The 24,870-nt window shown below is 41.8% G+C and carries 18 protein-coding genes, 1 pseudogene and 3 riboswitches; of the genes and pseudogenes, 11 read left to right on the top strand and 8 right to left on the bottom strand.

Translation table 11 applies throughout. From position 1 onward, the window contains the following. Positions 1–62: 62 nt before the first annotated feature. The 6 genes from metE to HUS26_RS13020 form a co-directional block, all read right to left on the bottom strand. Positions 63–2,360, bottom strand: a complete 2,298-nt coding sequence (metE, locus tag HUS26_RS13045; RefSeq protein WP_173917569.1) for a 5-methyltetrahydropteroyltriglutamate--homocysteine S-methyltransferase — start codon at positions 2,358–2,360, stop codon at positions 63–65. Positions 2,361–2,502: 142 nt separating this feature from the next. Then, positions 2,503–2,690: riboswitch (cobalamin riboswitch) on the bottom strand. Positions 2,691–2,751: 61 nt separating this feature from the next. After that, a riboswitch (SAM riboswitch) is annotated at positions 2,752–2,864 on the bottom strand. Positions 2,865–2,948: 84 nt separating this feature from the next. After that, a complete protein-coding gene (locus HUS26_RS13040; RefSeq protein WP_173917568.1) occupies positions 2,949–4,535 on the bottom strand; it encodes a glycoside hydrolase family 32 protein in 1,587 nt (528 codons plus the stop codon). A gap of 90 nt (positions 4,536–4,625) precedes the next feature. Beyond that, positions 4,626–6,098, bottom strand: a complete 1,473-nt coding sequence (locus tag HUS26_RS13035; RefSeq protein WP_173917567.1) for a glycoside hydrolase family 68 protein — start codon at positions 6,096–6,098, stop codon at positions 4,626–4,628. A 201-nt stretch (positions 6,099–6,299) separates the two neighbouring features. Then, complete coding sequence (locus HUS26_RS13030; protein ID WP_173917566.1) at positions 6,300–7,568, bottom strand: ABC transporter substrate-binding protein; 1,269 nt, start codon at positions 7,566–7,568, stop codon at positions 6,300–6,302. Between the two features lie 18 nt (positions 7,569–7,586). Continuing rightward, positions 7,587–8,759: a response regulator gene (locus HUS26_RS13025; protein WP_173917565.1), complete on the bottom strand. Its 1,173-nt coding sequence runs from the start codon at positions 8,757–8,759 to the stop codon at positions 7,587–7,589. 33 nt (positions 8,760–8,792) lie between these two features. Continuing rightward, complete coding sequence (locus HUS26_RS13020) at positions 8,793–10,550, bottom strand: sensor histidine kinase (RefSeq protein WP_173917564.1); 1,758 nt, start codon at positions 10,548–10,550, stop codon at positions 8,793–8,795. A gap of 357 nt (positions 10,551–10,907) precedes the next feature. After that, a riboswitch (SAM riboswitch) is annotated at positions 10,908–11,012 on the top strand. A gap of 246 nt (positions 11,013–11,258) precedes the next feature. Between HUS26_RS13020 and mmuM the strand changes: the two genes are divergently transcribed. Both mmuM and HUS26_RS13010 read left to right on the top strand, forming a co-directional pair. Then, positions 11,259–12,212, top strand: a complete 954-nt coding sequence (gene mmuM, locus HUS26_RS13015; RefSeq protein WP_173917563.1) for a homocysteine S-methyltransferase — start codon at positions 11,259–11,261, stop codon at positions 12,210–12,212. Between the two features lie 25 nt (positions 12,213–12,237). Next, complete coding sequence (locus tag HUS26_RS13010) at positions 12,238–12,576, top strand: n-acetylglutamate synthase (protein WP_173917562.1); 339 nt, start codon at positions 12,238–12,240, stop codon at positions 12,574–12,576. Between the two features lie 49 nt (positions 12,577–12,625). Here the strand turns inward: HUS26_RS13010 and HUS26_RS13005 are convergent, their stop codons facing one another. Next, on the bottom strand, positions 12,626–13,396 hold the full coding sequence (locus HUS26_RS13005; RefSeq protein WP_173917561.1) for a DeoR/GlpR family DNA-binding transcription regulator: 771 nt from the start codon (positions 13,394–13,396) through the stop codon (positions 12,626–12,628). A gap of 453 nt (positions 13,397–13,849) precedes the next feature. On the opposite strand from HUS26_RS13005, the gene HUS26_RS13000 reads away from it, so the two are divergent. The 5 genes and pseudogenes from HUS26_RS13000 (at position 13,850) to HUS26_RS12985 (ending at position 21,062) form a co-directional block, all read left to right on the top strand. After that, positions 13,850–14,809, top strand: coding sequence for a substrate-binding domain-containing protein (locus HUS26_RS13000; RefSeq protein WP_173917560.1), 960 nt, complete (start codon positions 13,850–13,852; stop codon positions 14,807–14,809). Positions 14,810–14,886: 77 nt separating this feature from the next. Then, positions 14,887–16,440: a sugar ABC transporter ATP-binding protein gene (locus HUS26_RS12995; protein ID WP_173917559.1), complete on the top strand. Its 1,554-nt coding sequence runs from the start codon at positions 14,887–14,889 to the stop codon at positions 16,438–16,440. A gap of 1 nt (position 16,441) precedes the next feature. Continuing rightward, positions 16,442–17,434: an ABC transporter permease gene (locus HUS26_RS12990; RefSeq protein ID WP_173917558.1), complete on the top strand. Its 993-nt coding sequence runs from the start codon at positions 16,442–16,444 to the stop codon at positions 17,432–17,434. Positions 17,435–17,465: 31 nt separating this feature from the next. Next, positions 17,466–18,518 (top strand): annotated as a pseudogene (locus tag HUS26_RS20275) (glycoside hydrolase family 32 protein); the annotation flags it as partial. Further along, the gene (locus HUS26_RS12985) at positions 18,519–21,062 is read left to right on the top strand and encodes a GH32 C-terminal domain-containing protein (RefSeq protein ID WP_371809633.1); all 2,544 of its coding nucleotides are present in this window, start codon (positions 18,519–18,521) and stop codon (positions 21,060–21,062) included. It abuts the pseudogene before it with no gap. 41 nt (positions 21,063–21,103) lie between these two features. On the opposite strand, the gene HUS26_RS12980 is transcribed toward HUS26_RS12985, so the two are convergent. Next, positions 21,104–22,294, bottom strand: coding sequence for an MFS transporter (locus tag HUS26_RS12980; RefSeq protein ID WP_173917556.1), 1,191 nt, complete (start codon positions 22,292–22,294; stop codon positions 21,104–21,106). 371 nt (positions 22,295–22,665) lie between these two features. On the opposite strand from HUS26_RS12980, the gene HUS26_RS20270 reads away from it, so the two are divergent. The 4 genes from HUS26_RS20270 to HUS26_RS12960 all read left to right on the top strand — a co-directional run bounded on the left by HUS26_RS20270 (position 22,666) and on the right by HUS26_RS12960 (position 24,813). Beyond that, positions 22,666–22,857 carry a sodium-independent anion transporter gene (locus tag HUS26_RS20270; protein ID WP_173918843.1) on the top strand — a complete coding sequence of 64 codons (192 nt, stop codon included), beginning with the start codon at positions 22,666–22,668 and terminating at the stop codon, positions 22,855–22,857. Between the two features lie 13 nt (positions 22,858–22,870). Continuing rightward, positions 22,871–23,425: a carbonic anhydrase gene (locus HUS26_RS12970; protein WP_173917555.1), complete on the top strand. Its 555-nt coding sequence runs from the start codon at positions 22,871–22,873 to the stop codon at positions 23,423–23,425. A 254-nt stretch (positions 23,426–23,679) separates the two neighbouring features. Beyond that, positions 23,680–24,444, top strand: a complete 765-nt coding sequence (locus HUS26_RS12965; protein WP_173917554.1) for a fumarylacetoacetate hydrolase family protein — start codon at positions 23,680–23,682, stop codon at positions 24,442–24,444. Positions 24,445–24,516: 72 nt separating this feature from the next. Beyond that, a complete protein-coding gene (locus tag HUS26_RS12960; RefSeq protein WP_173917553.1) occupies positions 24,517–24,813 on the top strand; it encodes a phospholipase in 297 nt (98 codons plus the stop codon). The last annotated feature ends 57 nt before the right edge of the window (positions 24,814–24,870 follow it).

The following is a 24,870-nucleotide window of genomic DNA, read 5'->3' as shown; positions in this document are numbered from 1 at the left end:
CGGGGTTTCTCTACAAGCTGAAGCTCCTTGCTTATGCAAGGAGCTTTTTTGGATTTAATTACTTATACATTCTGTTTCACTTTGTTTCTAATATTCTTCGCGGCTTGCACCATATGGGTAAGGGAGGTAACCGTTTCACTGATTCCGCGTGTTTTTAGCCCGCAGTCTGGATTCACCCAAAATTGGCGAGGATGCAGGACTTCTAAAGCACGAAGAATAGATTTTTCCATTTCTACTACAGCCGGAACACGTGGACTATGAATATCGTAGACTCCTAGTCCAATTCCTTTTGCATAGGACTGTTTTTCAAACTCTGCAATCAGTTCTCCGTGACTGCGAGCCGCTTCAATAGAGATGACATCGGCATCCAGTTGGTCGATCGTATCCATAATCTCTCCAAATTCGGAATAGCACATATGCGTGTGGATTTGCGTTTTGTCTTTGACGGGTGAAGTGGCGAGTTTAAAAGCATAAACGGCTTCGTCTAAATAGTCTTGCTGCTTATTTAATTTTAAAGGCAGTCCTTCTCGAAGAGCCGGTTCATCTACTTGAATCATGTGAATGTTGTTTTCCTCTAACCATCTAATTTCTTTCTGCAGCGCTAAAGCGATTTGTTTTGTGACCTCAGATCCCTGGAGGTCTTCTCGGACAAAGGACCAGTTTAAGATTGTGATCGGGCCGGTCAGCATTCCTTTCACCGGTTTGTCTGTCAGCGACTGTGCATAGGAGATTTCTTTAACGGTCATCGGTTCGTTTAAAGCGACATCACCATAAATAATGGGAGGTTTCACGCAGCGGGATCCATAGGATTGGACCCAGCCATATCTGGTGAAAGCGAAGCCGTCAAGCTTTTCACCAAAGAACTCAACCATATCATTCCGTTCAAATTCCCCATGGATGAGAACATCAAGTCCTATTTCTTCCTGCCGCTCGATCCATTCTGCAATATTCGTTTCAATGAAAGCCCCATACTCGTTATCTGACCATTCGCCTCTTCGCCATTTGAGTCGTCCCTGGCGAATTTCCGTCGTCTGTGGAAGACTGCCGATCGTTGTCGTCGGCAATAAAGGAAGCTTGAAAAAATCCTGTTGAATCTTTTGACGAATGGAGAAGGGAGCATTGCGTTCAGGGTTTACTTCCTTCCAAAACTCCACTTCCTTTTGGACTCTTTGATTATTTCGGTCAGCTGAATTCCATAGTTTCTCGATACTCCTTGTCTGCTCTTGTATTTTGTTTTCAATGGTTTTTCTCCCTTTATTTAAACCATCTGTTAAAACAAGCGTTTCTTCTAGTTTTTGGTCAGCAAACGACAGCGTGTCTTTTAACAGGGGATCCAAGTCCTTTTCTGTAGAAACCGTCACAGGTACATGCAGCAGACTGCAGGAAGGCTGGATAATGAGCCGCTCTTTATCTATATCTTCAGTGATTGTTTCAAGCTGTGTAAAGGTTTGGTCTATATCTGCTTTCCAAATGTTACGACCATTAATAACCCCTGCTGCAAGAATTTTATCACTAGGGAAGCCATGCTTTTTCAAGGCGGCTAAATTGGCTCCGTCGTCATGGATAAAATCAAGACCGATGGCGTCTACTGGAAGGGAAACGACTTCTTCATAATCATCTACGGCTTCAAAATAAGTTTGAAGGATGATTTTTACGCTGTTCAGTTCCTGATTAATCGTATGATAGACGTCTTTAAATCGTGTAATATCCTCGTCTGTCAGAGTCGTATTCAGTATAGGTTCATCCATTTGAATCCACTTAGCACCAGCACTTTCAAGCTCTTTTATAACTTGTATGTAGAGGGGGACAAGTTTGTTCAGCAGCTTATTAAAATCTTCCGGTTTGAACCCTTTGGCTAATTTTAAAAATGTAATGGGTCCAAGAATTACCGGTTTTCCAATGATTCCAAGCTTTTGTTTCGCTTCTAGGAAGTAGGGAAGCAGGCGGTTCTTTGTCAGTGCCGGCTCCGTATCCCCATCAATTTCTGGAACAATATAGTGATAGTTAGTATCAAACCATTTTGTCATTTCTGAGGCGACAGCGTCTTTATTACCGCGTGCGATATCAAAGTACTTGTCCAGCGTATCTCTATCTTCTTGCTCCCCAAAGCGTTCAGGGATAAAGCCAAACATGATCGATGTATCAAGCACGTGATCATATAAGCTGAAATCACCAACAGGAATAAGATCAATTCCGATAGCTTTTTGCTTTTTAATATCATTCAGCCGAAGAGATTCCATTTCGGTTAATAATTCATCTTTAGATAAATTGCCTTTCCAATATTGTTCGAGTGTTTTCTTCCATTCCCGCTTTTCACCGATTCTAGGATAACCGATTGTTGAACTAATTGCCTTCGCCATTCTAATTCCTCCCGGGTTCATTTTTAGACCATAAAAAAATCCCTCTTGTCTACAAGAGAGATTGATATAAGCGCATGTTCGCAGTCCGTCTTAAGAAGACAGACTAGTCCTGCTGCGTTACACCTCCCTATTCCTCGTAGGTTGTAGTGTCTGATCTACAGGCAGGTCTCCTGACTTATGATCTTCACATCTCTGCGTCTTCCCAGCGTAAAGCTAGTGACATGTTTGCAGGATGCTCCCATTTACAGTGGCGGGACCGTGCCGGATTTTCACCGGGCTTCCCTTTTAAGTCGACTAACCATAGCCGACACCTAAGTGATCTACGATATGAAGTTATTGGACCGTGTATATAAAAAACCTCTCGAAGTGAGAGGTTTATACACGTACACCCCTCTTATTTTTCAAAGCCTTAGCTTTGCTGGAATTAGCACCTCAATCAACTTTTACAAGCTGATAGGTTGCCGGGTTTCATCGGGCCAGTCCCTCCACCTCTCTAAATAAGAGATTCTATTATTAAGATTACAAGAATACTAGCATGGGAAAATTTTGCTGTCAACATTAGTTTTCCTTGATGAAAGGGAATCCTCGTTAAGGAGTCTGTTGATCTGGTTCGTTCTGCTTATGAATCGATTGAAAGTGCTTGATCGCTACATTTTCAAAAACAGCCTGTCCACCTTCAGAAAACAGCGTAATCCCCTCATCTTCTAGGGGAGGGAAAATTCGTTGAGAATGGGCGACTTTTCCATCATCAATAAATACTTCAATACTCGTTTTATCTACTAGTATTTTTAAATGGACATTCTTTTTAATGCCATCAAATGGGGCTTGGCTCTCCACGTAATCTCCGCTATCATCCGGCTGATCTGTTGACCCGCGATTTACATAAGAGTAGCTGCCTTTTGCAGAAATTCCAACATTGACATTCCGGGTTAGATCGTCTGATTCTCGAAGGCGTAAACCTAAGTTCTCGAGCTCTGACCAGGATACATCGGCTTCAATCTGATAAGCTGTCCCTTTCGATTTCAATGTTTTTGCTCCATCGACCTCGATTTTTTCATAAAAATCCTTCGACTTCGTTAACTTGTCTAAGTTCTCGTTAGGCTGAGAGGTGAGGTGATACGTATTATCCTCACTTTTCTTTAATTCAATTTTACGGACGATAGAATCCAAGCCATTGAAACCTTCATTCATCGTTGGAGTATTATTGGCGTAATCCCAATTATTCATCCATGCTAACGCGTAACGATAGCTTAGCTTATCCTCACTCGTTCCATCGGCAAAGGTAACGCCGCCATACCAATCAAATCCATAGTCCAGCCACTTTGGATTTTCATTGTCGGCGATAAATTCCTGTCCATTATATTCACCGGTCCAGTAGGCATAGGTGTTAGGTTTACCAATCGATTTACCGTTGGCGCTTGCCCCTAGGACCCACTTCAAAGTACCGTCGTCTGCCCGCATCATATAAAGGTCAGGGCATTCGACCAATCCAATATCTTCGGTTTGAAATCCGCCGGTATAGTTCCAGTCTTTTAGATTCTCAGACTCGTAAAAGCCAATTTTTGTGCCTTCCGCCATCAGCAACACCCATTTTTCCGTGTTTTTATCCCAGATGATTTTCGGATCTCTGAAATCTTCCGCGCCAGGGTTAGCCATCACCGGCTCGTCACTATATGAGTTGAACGTTTGGCCTTTATCCGTACTGTACCAAAGGTATTGCTCCTGTTTTCCATTAGCAGAAGGCTGCGTAACGATTGCCACTACAGCATCTTCTCCAAATCCTGCTGTATTGTTTTTATCAACAACAACAGAACCAGACCATGGATCACCGTTTTCATTCGTATACTTTGGAATGGCGACTCCTTCATCTTTCCAGTGAATTAAATCCTTGGATACAGCATGACGCCACTCGGTTCCATTGCCACTTGGATAGTCTCCGTTATATAGGTAATAATAATGATATTTTCCATCTAAATAAATTGGTTTCTGCGGGTCATTTTTCCAATGGTCCGGTGCAGTGAAATGGTAATCGGCACGGTGCGTCTTATCAATGCTTGGTTCCTCTTCCTGTTCTTCTGGCTGGTTGATCCATAATACCCCGAGGGTTAAAAGAAAGAGAGAGGAGAGGACAATTAATGTCCAAAGAAGTGATTTCTTTGTTAATTTTTTCTTCATGTTGTCTATTCACCTCTTCTTTTATATTTATCACTATTTTAAAAAAGGAAATGCCAATTCATCATTGGCATTTCCTTTTCAAACTAATTCCTATTCTTCGTCAACAATTTGTCCTTGTTCTAGAATGCTGTCTTCTACGACAGAAGATTTCTTATTATTAAGCTCTAACTTAAAGCTTGGGGCGAAAGTTGACTTTTCCTCTTCAAAATAACCTCTGTTTGTCATATAACTTGTGACGACAACTTCGTCGCTATTTTCTTGAGGAATGGCGTAGTGCGCGTAATTCCACGTTACATCATAAGGGTCAAGGTCATGGTGCAGGACAATTCCTGTTTTGTTCATCGGCTTGAATTCTCCTGTTAAGGAATTCGCAACGTAACCTAACAGGTAAATATCTTCATCATCGATGCCGTCAATGGTCATCTTCGAACCGCGGGCACTTGTGAACAAGTACCACTTGCCATCTTTCTTGAAAATGTTAGGACGTTCAATTTCATCCGTTACGGTATTAGAAGCAACTAATGGATCCATAACTTTCTTAAGCGTGTAGTCGTCATTGATTTCAATAATGCCAATAGCGCCATTCGCTAGTTCTGCAAATTCTCTTTTAGGACTTTCCAGCAAGTTAGCTTTCTCTTCCTGGAAGTATTCTTCACTATTTCCGTAATATGCTTTGTTGTAAAGAGATTTTTCTCCAGAATATCCAAAGTCAGTACCTGTATTTGCTTCAAACACTAAGTATTTGCGGCCGTTTTCCTCGATGTAGTGAGGATCTCTAAATGTATGGTTTTCATTCCAGTTAATGTCACCGCCGCCGAAAGCTTGTTGGACGTTTTGGTAAACGGATCCGTCGCCGCCTTCGAAGATAGATTTATGATCTTCTACACCGTCTACATTAAGGGTGCCGTTTTTTGGTTCAGAAACGTTCACCTGCGCTGTTGTCAGCGTCTGTTTTCCGTAAAGCTCTTTTTCTGTGTTAAATTCTGTGCGGTTTGTATAGAATAAACGAATTTCCCCATCAGAAGTGAAGGTTGCTGAACCGGACCATTCTTCTGATTGGTCTTTTAAGTATTTATCGTTGGCTTTGTATTTGTCATCTTCGTCGAATACTCGCCCGGCGTTCTTCCAGTCGTCAATAGATTTATCGTCTGCATCTTTATAGAACATATAGATAAAGGTGTCATTAGGGTTATCAGGATCTCCTGCTAAACCGAAGAGGATGTGATAACCATTATATTCTGCTACTGTTCCATCGGCATTCTGAAGCGGCCATGTATCCCATACATCCATTCTCATTTCATTACCGTTCTCGTCTTTTTTAGTGGCTGAAGGGATATTTTTGATAGTAGATTCATCGAATTTAGGTACTTCAAAATTTGGATTCCCGTGCTGCTCAATCATACTGCTTACATCTGAACGAGTAATTTGCGAAATTCCGTAGTCTTCATTGTGATCTTTGGAATCTTTTGTTGCCGCATTTGCTAGTAATCCGTCACCACCTGCTAAAATTACTGTACTAAGCGTGACTAAGGTTGCTGTTTTGGCCAGCTTTCTTAAGTTCATATGCTTTCCTCCTATAATTTTTTTTGCGGGGCATTTATTTCGTTTGTTCAGCTCCGCCATATGACAATTTTAATTATAGGGGTGTCTCCATTTGTTGGATATGGACGATATTGATTGGAATTTGGTCTTGAATTGATATATAGGATATTTGATTTGACTTAAAAGGGGGAGGAGAAGAGAAAAAAGTCCTGATGAAGGGACTCACTGAGCCTCTTCCCAGGACTTCTGATATTCTTGCAGCAATTGGTCACGGGTAACCTGGTTCTTTATATATTTTTGTGTAGCCGAACCGAATTCTTCTCTAACACCAACGGGGAAATTAAACCAGTTCGAGGACATCGTTTGGCCTTCTTTATAATAATCTAGTGTCTGCTCAGCCAGTGGACCTGAATGATCTGGTGTAATGTGCTTAAAAGCAGGAATAAACTTTAAATGCTTTGTCATATAGCGCTGGCCTTGCTCGGATGAAACCATCCAGTTTAAAAACTTCTTCGCTTCTTTTTTCTTCTCTTCAGTGGTTTGTTTATTGACCACCCAATAGCTCGGTGTGTTAACAACTAATGATTCATTCTCAGTAGTATCGTTAATGGGGATGGGCATGATTCCAATATTCATATTCGGGGAGCGCTGGTCAATCATCGGCTGTATCCAGTTCCCTTGCAGGATGATCGCAGCTTCCCCGGAAACAAATGTATTTACTTCCATACTATAATCAGTCGACAGCGGATCGTCGCTTCCGTATTCTAAAGTTACATCTAACAGGTGGAGGAGATCCTTAAACTTCGGATTATTTGTGATCGAAGTTTTCCCTTCATTTAAGCCTTTGATGAAAGCTTTAGTGTCTTTCTGTTGGGCAAAAGCAATATTCATAAGGTGGTCGCCCAGTTTCCATTCTTCGTAATATCCCGTAGCAAACGGAGTAATTCCTGCCTGCTGTAATTTTTCTGCCGCAGCTTCTAATTCAGTAAGCGTAGAAGGTAATGAATCAATACCGGCTTGATCGAATAAATCTTTGTTATATATAAATCCATATCCTTCCAAATTCATGGGCATACCAAAGATTTGGTCATTAAAACGTATCGGTGTTAAAGCGTCCTCATAGGCTTGATCCACCCATGGCTGATCGGAAAGATCTTCTAAATAGTGCTCCCAGATTCGTGCGCTCTCGTACCCGGGATTGGTGAAAATGTCAGGTCCATTGCCAGCAGCCATCTGGGCTTTTAGGTCAGAGAAATCATCCATTGCTCCACCGACCGTATGCACCTCTATACTTACGTTGGGATGTTCCTTTTCATAAGCCTGAACCATTTGCTCAAATTGAGAAGCAATCTCCACCTTCGGATTTCGTACATTTAGTGTAATTTCCTGTTCAACGTCGGGTTTTTCTTCAGTTTCTGGCTTATTCTGGCATGCGGAAAGAGATAAACTCAGTGTTCCAATTAGGCATATGTTAAGAATCTCCTTTTTCATTCCGTCACCTTCTTTACCCTAGGTTATCTGCTGGCGGTCAGGCTGCTGTTTATTTCTGTATTCAAATGGTGTCAGCCTAACTACTTTCTTAAAAAGTTTGGAGAAGTATTTCTCATCCTGATACCCGAGCATTAATGAGATGGAGTAGATCGTTTCGTCTGTTTCTTTCAGCCATATTTTTGCCTGATTAATTCTAAGTTTCGTTATATATTTAGACAATGGCAGGCCTGTTTCTTTTTTAAACTTCCTTGAGATATGTTCGCGGCTGAAGAAGAAAAGACTGGATAGTTTCTCTAAGCTCAATTCTTCCATGTAGTACTCATCCACATATGAAACAATGTCTTTTATGCGCCTCGCTGCATCTAGGTCATCCACTCTATGAATCGATCGGTAGTTATGGCTGTCGATAGCTGTTTGCAGAGATTGATAAGAACTTGGTATATCGGATAATGAAGACAGCCGCTCACCACTTACTAGACGTACGGGTATATCAAATTCCTGGCTCATCCATTCTTCAACGGTTAACCATTCATCTGGGATCGTAATGACGAGGCAGAGGTTTCGCCCATTTTGCAGGGTAAATACATTCCCTAATTTCTGCTGAATCAGCTTGTCTGCCAGTGATTCAATATAAGGTTCTGGGTGATGCATTTGATAAAAAGAAATTAATGCTGCTTCGTAATGATCCGCTGCAGGAAGGTAGGGGAGAATATCGTCTATTTGAAAAGGTTCTCCCATACAGGCAGCGGTTATTAATTGATCCAGCCGCAGCTTTTTAAAGTCTTCTTCAGTTTCATCAGAATGATGGGATTGCTGGTCATTTTTCCAGCTTTCTACCGCTTCGCCGACCGTTTTATTAAAGGGCTCCGGTTCAATTGGCTTTAAAAGATAGTCGAAGCTGCTGCACTTTATTGCTTGGCGCATAAATGAATAGTCATTATAACCTGTAATAAAAATGACCTTCCCGGGGTAGGAGATGGAATCGAGCCACTCGATGATCTCTATTCCGCTCATACCTGGCATTTTGATATCTGTAAAGATAAGTTCAGGATTTTCTTTTTCAATAATCGCTTTTGCTTCCTGGCCATTGCCTGCATCATATATGTCGGTAATGCCGTGCTTATCCCACTGTCCGAGGTAGCGTATGACGTCGCGTACATTCATCTCGTCATCAACAATTAGAGCCTTCAAAAAAATTCCTCCTCATTAATATGTGATAGGCGGCTATTGAGCAAGCTTCGATTGTAAAGGAATTGAGATCTTAACGAGAAAACCTTGTCCTTGAATGGTATCAACTTCTAAAGAAGCATCGTGGCCGTAATTAAGAATCAGCCGGTCGTGGATATTTTTTAAGCCGATATGCTTTTCAGAATAAGTTCCTTCGTAAGGGGCTGTGTATATGTTGCTTCTTAACTCGTGAAGCTCTTCATCTGTTAAACTCGGCCCGTCATTTTCTACTGCAAGCTGCAGTACTTTGCCCTGGATTTCCCCGTGTATCGTTAAATGAGCTTCATGAAATCCTTCTTCATAACTGTGTTTAAAGAAGTTTTCAACAAGCGGCTGAAGTATCATACTGGGTATGGTCATCTGAAGAATCGTATCACTGATTTTTATAGAATAATTCACATTGTTTCTGAACCGTTCTTTTTGCAGCATAAGGTAAGCTTCTATATAATTCACTTCGTCATGGACGAGCACCCACTTGTTAGCTTTCATTGAGTAACGCATCATTTTGGATAATGATGTTACAAGCTGATAGACATGAGGAGCTTTTGACCTTAAGGCTACAGCACCAATCGACTGCAAGGAGTTAAATAAAAAATGTGGATTGACCTGAGACTTTAAGGCTCGGAATTGATTTTCCTTATTCTCGATTTCCAGCTTATATTCGCGGTCAATATGACGGTTGATGCGATCCATCATTTCCTTCATATGCTTTTCTAAATAACCGATTTCATCCGTTCGGCTGTCATCAAATGGAGCATGTGTATCTCCGCCTTCGATCGAACGAACTTTTTGGGTGAGCTGCTTGATTGGGTGAGTAATTTTGTAAGTAATCATACTAATCATCAGTACCCCTAACAGCCCGACTCCTATCCCCACCAAAATGCTTGTGTAGGCGGTTTTTCTGACCTCCTGGAATAAGACTTCACTTGGTGTGATTTTCACTAATTTCCAGTTTTGAAGCGGTCCTGTTAAGGTTTTGGATAGAATTATATCTTCACTTTTTCCTCCTGAGGTGTTCATCTTCTGTTTTATGTCAGATGTTACTGGCTTGCCGATAAGCTCTTGGTCGTTTGCGTAAATTACATTGGCATTTTCATTAACAAGCATCACGGTTTCTTCGTCTTCCTGCAGGAGGTTTTGGCATATTTGAGCATAGACATCTAAATCGATGTCTGTCGTAAGGATGCCGAGAAATTCATTAGACAGCACGTCTACTATTTTATGGTGAAAGGTCATCACCGTAGAGTTGTCCGATTGGGGGACAATCGCGGCCTCATTATAATTTTCAATCGGATGAGGCGGTTCCAGGGGGTATTTAACGTTTGTATCATAAAGTTCGTTTATCGTATTTTGCTCTAAAAAGTCAGGCTTTGATTTCCGTGCGCTGACCATTCCATTATAAACAGCTAACGATTCTTTACCCTTATCGAGATATAGCCGGACCTGCCGGATTTCTTTTCGCATGAGAAAGTAATTTTCTAAGCTTTTTTCTAAATAGGCTGAATCATCTATTTCGTTATTGAAGATCCGAAAAAGCTCGGGGTCGCGATACAGAATATAAGGAAGATCAATCATCTCATTGAAATATTGTTCGAGTTCTTCTGAGCTTTCCTGAATTTGTTCGCGGCTGTTCTCAAGTTCATGCTGCTCCACACTATTTTTCGTGTAGCTGTAGATTAAAAAAACAGATAAAAAATAGGGGAGAATGATGAACATTAGCAGCATGATTAATAAGCGGCTTTGAATGCTTTTCATTTTAAGGAGCCCCTTTCACGAGAGAGCCAATGGAAAAACAGCTGTTCGAAAAAGCTGATAGTTCCTTTTCTCAACATGTGGTCTGGTCAGTATTCCTGTATAATCTCCTAAACTATAACAAAAAGCCCGAAAGCGTCAATTCTGTCTCTATAGTATGAGAGAGCGTGAGAATCCCGGTGGCCTCAGCACTTCGCGAACGCTTCCACAAAATGTAACCGCTCTAGTGAAGCTGGAAAATGAAACAAATAGACTAGGAGGATGAATAGATTTCTGGGGTTCTCATATTGAAATGGTATACATTTTTACTATCTTGACTATTTTTAAATCAATTGGTAGAGTTGTGAAAAATGTAAATAATTCTTATCCAGAGAGGTGGAGGGACTGGCCCTTAGAAACCTCAGCAACAGGTCTATTTAAACACTGTGCTAATTCCAGCGGGTGATCTTACCTGATAGATAGGAGCTTCTTTTATTTGTCGGACACGCACTCGTTTGGAGTGCGTTTTTTAATGTATAGCAAGTGGATATATATGTTTAAAAGAGCGACATCCAGATCCAGCACCCAGACACTCGCGTCATAAGCAATCCGCCCTGCTAAAAGGGAAGGCCGCCTTCCTCCGGCCGTTTTGCTTATGCGTTTCGTGTCTACCATGGCGCTTTTAGCCTTTGTTCTGTATAGGAAAGCACGTAAAGAAAAGAGGAACCAGATATGTCGAACCAAACCAGTCAAAAGCACAATCCCATTGATTCAATTTTGCAAAAGTATTCCCTTGTCATTCTTGATGGGGCGTTAGCGACGGAATTAGAAAAGCACGGATGTGATTTGGATGATCCGCTTTGGTCAGCACGAGTCTTGCTGGAAAAGCCAGAAGCCATTGTCCAGGTACATGCGGATTATTTCCGCAAAGGAGCAGATGTAGCTATTACGTCAAGCTACCAGGCGACAATTGCTGGGTTTGCTAAGCGCGGTATTAAAAAAGAGGAAGCAATAGACTTAATTAAAAAGACGGTTCATCTAGCAAGACAGGCCAGAGATGAGGTTTGGAATGAGGAAGAAAAAACAGACCGTTCTAAACCTTTGGTTGCTGCCTCTGTAGGACCATATGGAGCCTATCTTGCAGATGGGTCTGAATACGCAGGGAACTACGGCGTGTCTGATAAATGTTTAGCAGATTTTCACCGTCCAAGTATGGAAGCCTTGATTGAAGCAGGGGCGGATCTTTTAGCTATAGAAACCATCCCGTCTTTTCAGGAAGCGCAAGTACTTGCTTCCTTACTGGAAGAATTTCCGGGTACATCTGCCTGGCTGTCTTTTTCCTTAAGAAATGGAGATGCCATAAGTGATGGTACGAATCTAAAGAGATGTGCAGAAACATTTAATGATCATAACCAGATCGTAGCCATTGGTGTAAATTGTGCCCCAGTCCCTTCTGCTATAGAAGCTGTGAAAGAACTGCGTAGAAACACAGTGAAGCCAATTATTGTTTATCCGAATTCAGGAGAAACTTATAATCCTGAAACGAAAACATGGCATGGGGAAGAAGCTTGTGACCCATTCGATATTCAGTCGGAAGCCTGGTATGAAACGGGCGCGCGCATCATTGGCGGGTGCTGCCGAACAACACCAGAGCATATTGAATCGCTAGCTAAGAAATGGAGATAACTTTGTGCCAGGAGGATGATTTAGGATGATTGATTATAATAATCGAACGTTCATTTCTGTGGAAAATACGGAGAATGGGGAAGTCTCTTCAAAAACTTATTTTCACTATTACCAGGAGGGGCGCATTCTTTACGCAGATTACGAGGGCGGAGACATCGTAAAAGGAAAGCTGGTTGGAATTGTGAATGCAGATGATACATTAGAGTTCCGATACAACCACATTAACATCTCCAATGAAATAAGAGGAGGGAAATGTAAGTCCACGCCGGTAATAACGAATGATGGGAAAATAGAGCTCCATGAAGAGTGGCAATGGATCGACCAGAAGCAAACCGAAGGCAGATCGGTTATCAGAGAGGTTTAATACATAAGAGGATCCTTTTTGGATCCTCTTTTTTGTGTTTAAAGCCGTTTTAAACTTTAACCATATGTACATTTACATCAAAACGCTTCATGTCCTCTTCAAAATCAGCCGGTATATGGTTGTCTACGATACAAAAGTCTATCTCTGCCAGATCAGCTACTTTTGCAAAATTCACTTTGCCAATTTTACTATGATCGGTCAATAAAATAGTGTGCCTGGAGTTCGTAATCATCATCCGCTTAATCCGCGCTTCGGTAAGGTTAGGGGTGGTAATCATCCCTTCTTTTAGGTCCAGCCCGTTCGTCCCGATAAAGGCTTTATCAATTCGAATCATATTGAGAGACTGCTCCGCAAAAGGCCCGACTAATGCTGATGTTTCCCTTCGTAAATTTCCGCCTAGCAGCATTACCTCTAATCCCGGAATATCGGTTAACTCCTGCATGATAATGATAGAGTTGGTAACGATGGAGAGATTAGTGAAGGATTTTAACTCTTTCACAAGTTCAAATGTGGTAGTTCCTGAATCTAATAGAATGGCATCGCCGGGGTTGATAAACTCTACGGCTTTTTTAGCAATCGCCTGCTTTTCTGAAATATAATCTTTTTTTCTGTCTCCGATCGATGCTTCAAAACTGACAGGCTGCAGAAGGATAGCACCGCCGTGAGTTCTTTTTATATTATCTGTTTCCTCTAACTCCTTTAGATCCCTTCGAATCGTAGAGTCTGAAACATTAAATTGTTTACTTAAGTCATGGACAGAGGCCCGTGACATATGGCGCAAGTATTCAAGGATTTGCGCTTTACGTTCTTCCATAAACATGAATAGGAGTGCTCCTTTCGTAAGCGTTTTCTCTTTAATTATAGACTACTCTCGATATCAAAAGAAAAAATGATGATTGATCGATGAAGACTTCAGTCAGGCTTGAATGCGCATTTGGTTAATTTATGAATAAAAGTAATCACAAACAATCACAAGTGGTTGAGGTGGCTAATAAGGATAAGAATGATTATAAGTTAAAACAGTTATATTATAGGGAATGACAAATGTTTTTGTAATTTTTAGAAAACTTATTGACAAAATTTGTATACGCATATATCATCATTAATAAGCAAAAACAATCATATCCAATCTTGGTGATTTTTACGCATAGTACAAAAAAATCCCAACATCTAGTTTTGATATGCGTAATGGAATCAGAAAGGAGGACATCATTAATTTATTTTGTAAGCGCATTCAAAAGATCGAAAGTTAAATCTGGAGGGGGAAAGAAAAATGAAAATGAAGCTTAACTTAATTTTAATGATAATCCTTATGCTATTTATGGCAGCTTGTTCAAGTAATGAAACTTCCGGGCAGGAAAATGAAAGCGCTGACAAAGAAGAAAAAGTTAAAATCGGTTTAACTCTTAACAATTTAGCTAATCCATTTTTCGTATCAATGAGTGAAGCGGCAGAGGATTATGCCGATGAGGTTGGTGCTGAAATTATCGTGCAGGCGGCAGATGCTGATTTGGCCAAACAAACCTCTCAAATTGAGGACTTCATTACACAAGGTGTCGACCTCATCCTGCTGAATGCCGTGGATTCTAAAGGGATTGCAGGAGCAGTGGCTCAAGCAGATGCAGCTGGAATCCCTGTCGTTTCTGTGGATGTTGGTGCTGACGGAGGAATTGAGGGAACGGTAACTTCGGATAACTACCAGGGTGGGGTTCTGGCGGCTGAATATATGATTGAAGACCTTGGCGGGAAAGGGAATGTTGTTGTGATCGACGGCCCTCCTGTAACTGCTGTGAAAGATCGGATTGCCGGGTTTGAAGATACGATCAAAGGCACTGATATTAAAGTAATTGCGAAGCAGAATGGTGAAGGGAACCGTGAAAAAGGGTTACAGGTCATGGAAAGTATTTTGCAGGCCAACGAGCCGGGTACTATTGACGCTGTTTTTGCCAATAACGATCCTGTAGCAATCGGTGCAGAAATTGCCCAGCAGCAAGCCGGCCGACAAGATGAATTTTATATTGTCGGTGTTGATGGTTCGCCGGATGTTATTGAAGCGATGAAGAAAGAGGGAAGTTCAATTGCAGGTACTTCTGCTCAGCACCCTGATGAAATGATCAAAAAAGCCATGGACGTTGGAATACAAGTATTGGACGGCGAATCTGTAGAAGAAGTGATCAAAATTCCAGTAGATTTAGTGACGCAAGACAACGTAGATTCTTATGAAGGCTGGTAGAGATCTTTTGCCAAAAGGAGTACGGTCCTTGCTGCAGCAAGGGCCGTCATTTCAATCTAAGTAAGGAGTGAAAAGCTATGGTTATGCAGGAAAAGGTGAAGATAAATTCAGCCGCAGCCATGCCTATCCTACGTATGGAAGGAATCAGCAAAACTTTTTCTGGCACTACGGTTTTGAAAAATGTATATATTGATCTTTACCCGGGTGAAGTTCACGCCTTAATGGGAGAGAACGGAGCCGGGAAATCTACGTTAATGAAAATATTATCTGGAGTCTACGTACCTGATCAGGACAGTGGCAGGATAACTTATAAAAATCAGTCAGTCACGTGGAAGGATCCGCTGACTGCCAGAAAGAGAGGGATTGGAGTTATTCATCAGGAACTCAACCTCTCTCCAAACTTGACCATTAGTGAAAACATTTTAATGGGAACGAAATACCCTCGAAACAAATTCGGCATGGTGCGATGGGAGGAAGTACATAAACGAGCAAAGGAAGTATTATCTTCCATGGGTTCAGATTTAAAGCCTGAAACCCTTGTCTCGACATTAAGTGTGGCCCAGCAGCAGATGGTGGAAATCGCAAGAGCCCTCTCGTACAAAGCGGAAGTCCTGATCATGGATGAGCCGACAGCATCTTTAACAGATAAAGAAATTGACAGCTTATTTACGATTATTAAAGACTTAAGAAAACAAGGCGTTGCCATCGTGTATATCTCCCATCGAATGGAAGAAATTTTTAAGATTTCAGACCGGTATACAGTATTGCGTGATGGGGAGTGGATTCAAAGTGGTCCTATCCATGAGACAAACCCAGATCATTTAGTCAGTTTAATGGTTGGCCGTGACTTAAAAGACCTATTTCAGCGTTCGAAAAGCAATTATATAAAAGAAGAAGGTAAAGATAAGCCTGCTTTAGAAGTGAGAAATTTAAGTGATTCCACATTTGTTAAAGACCTGTCTTTTCAGATCTATCCAGGAGAGATTGTAGGGTTTGCAGGACTGGTTGGAGCTGGCAGAACAGAGCTTGTCCGATCAATCTTCGGTGTTTCTGATATCCAGCAGGGAGAAGTCTGGGCAGGTGGACAGCAGGTGAAAATCAAATCACCAATTGATGCGATTAAACATGGTATAGCCCTCGTACCTGAAAGCCGCAAAGAACAAGGATTATTCCCTGATATGTCTGTGAAAGAGAATATTTTGCTCGCGGAATTAAAAGAGCATAAAAAGAATTTGAAGATTAATTGGAAGTCTTTAAACCGTATGGCAGACGAATATATTCAAAGCTTAAACATAAAGACAGCTTCACCCGATCAGCCCATTTCCGGCTTAAGCGGAGGAAATCAGCAAAAAGCTGTCATTGCCAGGTGGCTGTCAACTAACCCTAAAGTTCTTTTGCTTGATGAACCAACGCGTGGGGTAGATATCGGGGCCAAAACAGAAATTCATAAAATCATTTCAGAACTTGCAGATGCGGGGCTTGCGGTGTTGATGATCTCCTCTGAACTTCCGGAAGTCATAGGTGTAAGTGACCGGATTTTTGTGATGCATGAAGGACGGATCACCGGACACCTTCAAAAGCATGAAGCCACGCAAGAACGAATTATGTATCACGCAACGGGAGGTAAGTAAAATGAAATCAACTTTGTCGTCTAATCAACAGCCGGCTCACCCGCCTGTAGGGCCTGGATTTAAGTTAGGCCGCCATGCTTCGACACTCTGGAACCAGCTTGGAATGGTGATCATTTTGATTTTGCTTTGTATCGTAATGAGTGTCATGGCTCCTAACTTTTTAGACTCTGCGAACCTTACCAATATTTTAAAACAGGTATCCGTAACTGCGATTCTAGCTGCGGGTATGACGATTGTTATTCTAACCGGAGGTATCGATTTATCTGTAGGGTCGATCGTAGCCTTATCGGGAGTTGTCTCTGTTATGGCTTCCCAAACAGGAATGAACCCGATAATTGCTATGCTGCTCGGAGTTGGTGCAGGTTATCTTGTCGGTTTTATAAATGGAGTATTTACTGCGAAAATCGGACTGCCTGCTTTTATCGTTACGCTTGCGAGCATGACCTATGTGAGAGGGCTGGCCTATGTAACTAGCGGAGGATATCCAGTCGTTCTGGAATCGAGTACATTTCGGTTTGTAGGATCAGGGTCTATTCTATCTATTCCTACACCTATCTATTTAATGGTCCTTGTGTATATCATCATGTTTCTTGTTTTAAAATACACAATGTTTGGCCGTCATATTTACGCTATTGGAGGCAATGAAGAAGCAGCTAGATTAACAGGAATTAAAGTGAAAAAGACGCTCGTAAATGTTTATTCTATCAGCGGCCTGCTCGCTGGCTTAGGCGGAGTTGTCCTCGCCGGCCGTTTGTATTCCGGTCAGCCGACAGCTGGTAATATGTATGAACTTGATGCGATAGCTGCCGTTATATTAGGAGGATCCAAGCTGACAGGCGGTGTCGGTAAAATTCAGGGAACCATCATCGGGGTGCTGATTATGGGGGTTATTACCAACGGTCTTACGTTAATGGATGTCAGCTATTACTGGCAGCTTGTTGTAAAGGGCGGAGTTATTCTATCAGCTGTGTTAATCGACAGGCTGCGTTCCTAAAATATCATAGAGAAGAGGGATTACAATTTGGATGAAAGCTGGATGGAAACAAGGTCTTCCGCTGTTACTTTGTTTACTTGCTGCAGGTTTGCCGTCAACGGTGCTTGCCAATGACTCAGGTTATTATGAAGAGCCATATCGCAACCAGTTTCATTTCTCGCCAGAAGCTAACTGGATGAATGATCCAAATGGAATGGTTTACTACGAAGGAGAGTACCATTTGTTTTACCAGTATCATCCCTATGGAACCACATGGGGACCGATGCACTGGGGACATGCCGTCAGTAAAGATCTCGTAAAATGGGAGCACTTGCCGATCGCTTTGTCTCCAGATGAACACGGTCAAATCTTTTCTGGAAGTGCCGTTATAGATTGGGAGAATACGGCAGGTTTTGGGGAAGAAGCAATGGTCGCTATTTTTACCCATTCGGGACCAAAGGGTCAGGTGCAAAGTTTAGCTTACAGCCTGGATAACGGGAGGACATGGGAAAAGTATGAAGGCAACCCGGTGATGCCGGATCCTCCAGTCGCCGATTGGCGCGATCCTAAAGTCTTCTGGCATGAAGATTCGAGTCAGTGGGTGATGTCGCTTGCAGCTAAGGATAAAATCATGTTTTACACGTCTCCTGATTTGAAAAAATGGGAATACGCCAGCGAATTTGGTCCTGATGGCGGTATTCAATCCAATAGCTTGGACCGGGTATCGTATGCCATCTCTGAGCATAGAGGGGGTTCGTTTACTTATGAAGGAGATATTACTCTCAATGAAAAAAATGGCCGTGAAGGTTCCGGCGGCTTAGTATTTCGATCCGATAAAGAGGGAAGCAATGGTTATGCGGCTAATGTCGATGCGAAAAACGATCAAGTCACCTTAAGCAAAGTCGTAAATGGTGAAAGACAGGAACTGGCACGCGAATCGATGGAGCTGGACACTTCTTCAACCTATCATCTAAAAGCAGTTGCAGAAGGAGACAAGGTCGATGTTTTTGTCGATAACGAATTGGTGATTGAAGAGAGAGACACATCATTTGAGCATGGATACTATGGATTATCATCTGCGGAATCAACGGCATCTTTCCGCAATATCAAATTTAAAAACACTTCAAATTTTTTAAGTAACTTATCCAGCTGGAAGACACTCAGCGGTACTTGGGAAAATTCTTTAGATGGAAAAACAGGCACAGCTAAAGATGATGCTTTTACTCTGAGTGATCAAACAGCTGCAAACTTTTTATATGAAGCGGATATTAAAGTGTCCAAAGACGAAGGGGAGGGCGGGGCAGGAGCTCTCGTTTTCCGTTCCGATAAAGAAGCGAAAAATGGTTACTTTGCCAATGTCGATGCTTTAAACGATGTCGTAAAACTGATGAAGATCGAAAATGGTAATATTACCGTGCTGGCGGAGAAATCGATGGTCCTTGAGACCGAGCAAACTTATCATTTAAAAGTCGATGCGTATGAAGATAATATCAAGCTCTTCGTTGATGATCAGCTTATTCATGATATCAACGATGCTTCTTTTTCAGATGGTTACCTTGGATTAAATGTATGGAACTCTACAGCCGTGTTTCAGAATGTAAGAAAAGGTGAAAACATTAAAACTTCTGAAAAGGAAATCATCAATCATGATTTTGAAACAGGAGACCTTACTGGCTGGAATCCAGTAAAAGGAAATGCTTTTACAGATGATCACATAACAGAAGTTACGAACTACTGGGGCGGTGCTTTTAACCAGGAGGGGACGTTTCATTTGTGGGGGTTCTCTGACTTGCATGATGGAGATAATGCTACAGGTGAATTACGCTCTTCTTACTTTAAGCTGAGTGGATCCGGTGAGATTAATTTCTTATTAGGCGGAGGTAATGATATAAATAACCGCTACCTCTCTTTAGTGAGAGCGTCAGACGGCCAGGAACTCATCCGCCAGGCAAATACGAAGTTTAATGAGGATGAAACGTTTAAACGATACGTATGGGATGCCTCTGATTTTGTAGGGGATGTTCTCTATATTAAAGCAGTAGACCAGGCTGGAGGCGGATGGGGTCATATCAATATTGATGACTTCAATGTTTATAATGAAGGTCCTATGCCTGAACAGGTTGACCAAGTAGCAAAAGAACCTGAAAAGGCAGAAGTCAAACAAAGTGGAACAATTGAAGAATGGACCGGTATTTCCGGCGAATGGATAAACTCGACCCACGGAAATAATGGAGGAATTTGGGAGTGTCCGACATTAGTTGAACTGCCGGTTGACGGAGACCCGAATCATACGAAATGGGTGCTTCAAGTGAGTATCAATGATGGCGCACCTGCTGGAGGGTCAGGGATGCAGTACTTTGTCGGTAGCTTTGATGGAAAAACTTTCGCTAATGAAAATCCTTCAAACAAAGTCCTGTGGAGTGATTATGGAGCTGATTATTATGCTGGTGTGGACTGGAGCGGAATCGAAGGCGAAAACGGTGAAAAATTTTGGCTCGGGTGGATGAGTAACTGGCAATATGCCAACCATACACCAACTACAACTTGGAGAAGCTCGATGTCATTGCCGCGGAAGATGGAATTGACCCAGACAGAAGCAGGAGCTCGTTTAAAACAAACTCCAATTTCACTGGACGGCATTCGTGATCAAAGCCAAAAGGCTTCTTACAGTAATGAAGTTATTTCAAACAGCAGCACGCTCCTGTCTGATTTCTCAGGAGATACGTATGAAATGGTGGCAGAGTTCGATGTATCGAATTCCAAGGCTTCCGAATTCGGCTTTAAAGTTCGTAAAGCAGGTGCAGAATACACAAAGATTGGTTATGACCTGGATCGTGAACAGCTTTTTGTAGACCGATCAAATGCTGACGAGTTTGACTATGGAAATAACCTTGTAGATAAACATGACGGACCTTTACTTGTTTCAGATGGAAAGGTGAAAATGCATATATTTGTAGACCGTTCAGCGGTAGAAGTGTATGGCACGAATGGAGAAACCGTCATTACGGATCAAGTTTTCCCGGATCCATTAAGTAAAGGGTTGGAGGTTTATAGTGAGGGAGGAGAAGTTACACTAACCTCGCTAGAAATATACCCGTTAAAGAGTATTTGGAAAGATAAGAACCAGTTCAAAACAAATTTATCAGGCTGGACCCCTGTTTCTGGAACCTGGGCAGAGACAATGGAAGGAAAACAAGGCCAAAGCAGCGGGGATGCTTTTAATTTATCAACTGAGCAAGGCGGTGATTTTCGATATAAAGCCAATATCAAGGTACTGGATTCAGATTTAGCTGATAACTTGGTGGGCGCAGGTTCTTTAGTCTTCCGTTCTGATTCCTCAGGGAAGAATGGTTATGCTGTAAACGTTGATGTGAAAAATAATTCAGTCAAACTTATTAAATTTACAGATGGTAAGGGAAGCGACCTGGCCGTCTATAACAATGATGGGAAGCTTGATTTAAAAGCAAATCAGCCCTATCACTTAGAAGTAGAAACCAAAGGAGATCACATAAGGGCTTACTTAGACAAGAAACTGGTAATTGATGAGAAAGATTCTACCTTTAAAGAAGGTTACTTTGGATTAAATGTGTGGGATTCGACGGTCGCGTTCAATAAAGTGAAAGCTAAGGTGAATAAAGGTAAAAATTAATGTGCGCGCCCCGCCGTTAATAAAGTAAAGAGCTTCTCAATTTAATGAGAAGCTCTTTTTACCTTTTGCACTACCATAAAAACACTGACTGTTACAAAAAATATAAGCAAGAGCCCTGCAAATCCATCAGTAAAGCCTGTGCGTTCAATTGTAAAACCAAACAGTGGGAAACTAATCATTATCAAAAAGCTTTCCATTAACCCGATCAGTGAAAAGAAAGTTGACCGCACATTACTTGTCAGCAAGTTTTGCACGAATGAACTGAAAATCGGCTCAAACAGGCTAAACAGCTGGGCGAGGAAAAGAAATGATAACAGAATCGCCCAGTCACTGGCGAAAATGAACAAGCCGAAGAACAAAATAAACAGCCCAAGCCCGTAATATAAAATATTAAAGAACTTAAACCGTTCCTCAACTTTATAAGCAACCTTCGCCATAACCACTCCAAGTAGTCCCTCTACCGTAAATACGGCTCCAACCACGACTGGAGAGTAGCCGAGCTGAATGAAATATTCCTGCCCGTAGAACACAATGATGACCATAACTGCACTCGCCAGAATAAACAGAACAACAGGCTGGTGAATCACCGGATTGTTTTTCCATACATTGAAACCCAGTTTAAATTGGTGCCCCCACTGGTTGTACCATCGTCCGCCTATATCTTCGGTCTTGTCTCGTTCCGGCTCTTTCATAAAGAAAAGCGGAATAATCGCAAGAATGTGAGTGAAAATCATGGAGCCATACACCAGTTCCCAGCTGATATCCGCCATGAATCCGCCGAGGAATTTGGCAAGGCTCAAGGATAAAAGAGCAAGAGCCGTCATGCTTCCCATAACTCTCGTATAATTCTTCTCCTGATTCTCATTTTTTAACGTATCATAAGCAAAGGCCTGCTCGGCGCCTGAATGAAACGTGACCATAAGTCCCATCGATAAAAAAGCAAGGGTAAACATCGAAAACGTCCCGCTGATCAGCATGAATAATCCATACAGGAGGCTGAAAATATTCCCGATCACCAGGCTGATTTTCCGGCCGTATAAGTCCGCAATCATCCCAGTAGGTACTTCAAACAAAACAATCGCTAAATGAAGAAAAGCTTCTAATAAGCCAATTTGCCCATATGTCATGCCCTTATCTCCAAGGTAGATTACCCATAAGGCACGGTCAAAAAACAACTGGGCAAAAAATATATAGAGGTAAAGCATATAGATATTCGTTTTTGTCTTAAACATTTAAATTCGTCCTCTCTTACACATAAAAGTCGCAAAAAAAGCCACAGGAAAGTAATCTCCCTGTGGCTTTTACTATAGTTTCAGGAAATCATACTTACGTTCATATTTATGAAATTTCAGCTAAAAAAGGACAGACTTGTCCCGAGGACGGCTAAAATTCCAGTAAAAGACATCATTAATACAAGGTATTTTTTCTCAATTTTGATGTCTTCGATGAACGTATGCATGATTTTCCCTCCTTTATGTATAAGCTTCTCTCAATTATATAACGATAGGTTGAGGGCAGCAAGGTGGTAGATATTAAAAATTGACTAAACAGTCTTGCTGATTTAATTGATTACAAATAAGCCCGTCTATTTGAAGATACACTCATTTTTAGAATTGACGCTGTTGCAATTGACGAACTTGAAAGATTAATTGATAATTATAAAGAAGCAGGAATCGACTTTTACCTGGCTCAAATAAAAGGGCCGGTGCGAGATTTAATGCACAGAGCAGGTTGGAAGGAAAAGTATAAAGGAAAAATGGAATTTCTCACATTACAGCAAGCTTTACAAAACTAAGGGGGTAGATGCTATGTGTTCTGATCGCCTAGTCGAAGGCAACCAATTATTTTCCAGCAAAATTTTAGAGCAGGATCCTGCTTATTTTGAAGATTTACAGGCCGGACAGTCTCCAGATTATTTCGTGATATCCTGCAGTGATTCCCGTGTCAGTCCTTCCGTAATTTCTAATTCTCCGCTTGGAACGATGTTTGTCCACCGAAACATCGCCAACCAGGTGAGAAAAGATGATGACAGCCTGGCTGCAAGTCTTTATTATGCTCTGGTTCACCTTAAAGTGAAAAAGATTATAATTAAAGGCCATACAGGATGCGGGGGAGTAGCCGCTGCTCAGGGAGGAAATGAAGAACCTCATTTAAAAGGCTGGATAAAAGGCATTAAAGAAGGATTCAGCAGCCAAGGGTATTCTGCAGATAATGACTTACAAGAACTTGTAAAAGCCAATGTCAAAGCACAAGTGGAGCAAATGAAAAACCATCCGGTATATAAAGAATATGGCGGTAATACCGAAGTTGCTGGATACTTGTTTGACCTGGGCTCTGGAAAGCTCGAGCAACTAGACGTTTAAAACTCTTTATGAGTGGTCTTTTCATACCTTTTTACGTTTATTCACAGACGTATTTAGCTAGATGAACCCTTCCATATTTAGTGACCTTTCGCTTTTACCTGCGGGAGCGGCCGCTCATGAAAAGGGTGTTTAAAGGGAAGCTATCCTGCTAGTAAGGCAGGATAGCTTTTTTTAATAGCTGGATTGTTTTTAAAAAAGGATTCCTTGCAGATATATCGAAATAGTTCAGAGAACAAGAAGGAGGAGAGCTGCTAGTGAAATACATTCGTTTTCGTAAAGATGAAGAAATCTATTATGGAGTTTTAAAAGGAAATTCCATCACCCAGCTTGAAGGTGATTACATAAACGGTGAAACCCGCCCGCTTTCCACGGAATTCAGCTTAAATGAAGTGGAAGTTCTTACACCTGTCGATCCGGGGCAGGTCATAGGGATTGGCTTAAATTATGAGCTGCACGCTGAAGAGACAGGAAAACCGATTCCGGAAGAACCGATGATGTTCATGGCTTCACCAAGCGCGGTTGTCGCACATAATACTGACATCGAGCTGCCGGCGCTGGATCATCGCATAGATTACGAGGCTGAGCTCGTGATCGTCATTGGAAAAGAAGCGAAGAACGTAACGAAAGAGGAAGCGTACTTTTATATCTTCGGATACACGGTTGGAAATGACGTATCCGACCGTAACTTGCAGAAAAAGGACGGGCAATTTACGCGTGCAAAGTCTTTTCCAACGTTTAAGCCGCTCGGTCCTGTCATAGAAACAGAACTCGATCCGAACAATACACCGATTAAGTTGAAATTAAACGGTGAAGTGAAGCAGCAGTCGAATACGAATGATCTCATTCACGATATTGCCGAACTCGTTGCGAAAGTAACAGAAGTTATGACATTACAGCCAGGCGATGTTATTTATACAGGAACGCCCTCAGGAGTCGGGCCGCTGTCACCTGGGGATGTCGTTGAAGCAGAAGTAGGCGGCATCGGCGTACTGCGAAATCAAGTTAAATCAAGAGGCTAACGGCCACACCTCCCTGCCATTGAGGACATATAATACAGCAGACAGACCTTAAGGCGGGGAGGTGAGAAGTGAATGGCGAATCGCGGCGATTATTATAGAAGAGGTTTTAAACCAAGGTTTTGTGTGTTCCCAGGATACAACTGGTGCGGTCCGGGCTGCAGCGGGCCAGGTGCTCCCATAAATGCAGTAGATGCGGCATGCAAACAACATGACGAATGTTACTTAAGAACAGGAAATTATTGTGCCTGCGACGAACAATTTATGCACAGACTGGCATCACTTCAAAACCCTTACACTCCAGAGGGGCGTCATGCGAGAATGATGCTGCATTATATGAAAGTACAGCGGTTTTTTACTTGTGCTTTTTAAGAAAATGGACAAAATAATATGACTTAATAAAAAGGCGCATGATTAGAAGCGCCTTTT

Source organism: Halobacillus sp. Marseille-Q1614, from assembly GCF_902809865.1.
Classification (GTDB): Bacteria; Bacillota; Bacilli; order Bacillales; family Halobacillaceae; genus Halobacillus_A.
The sequence above is the reverse complement of the archived record's forward strand: the minus strand, read 5'-3'. Positions and strand labels throughout refer to the sequence as shown.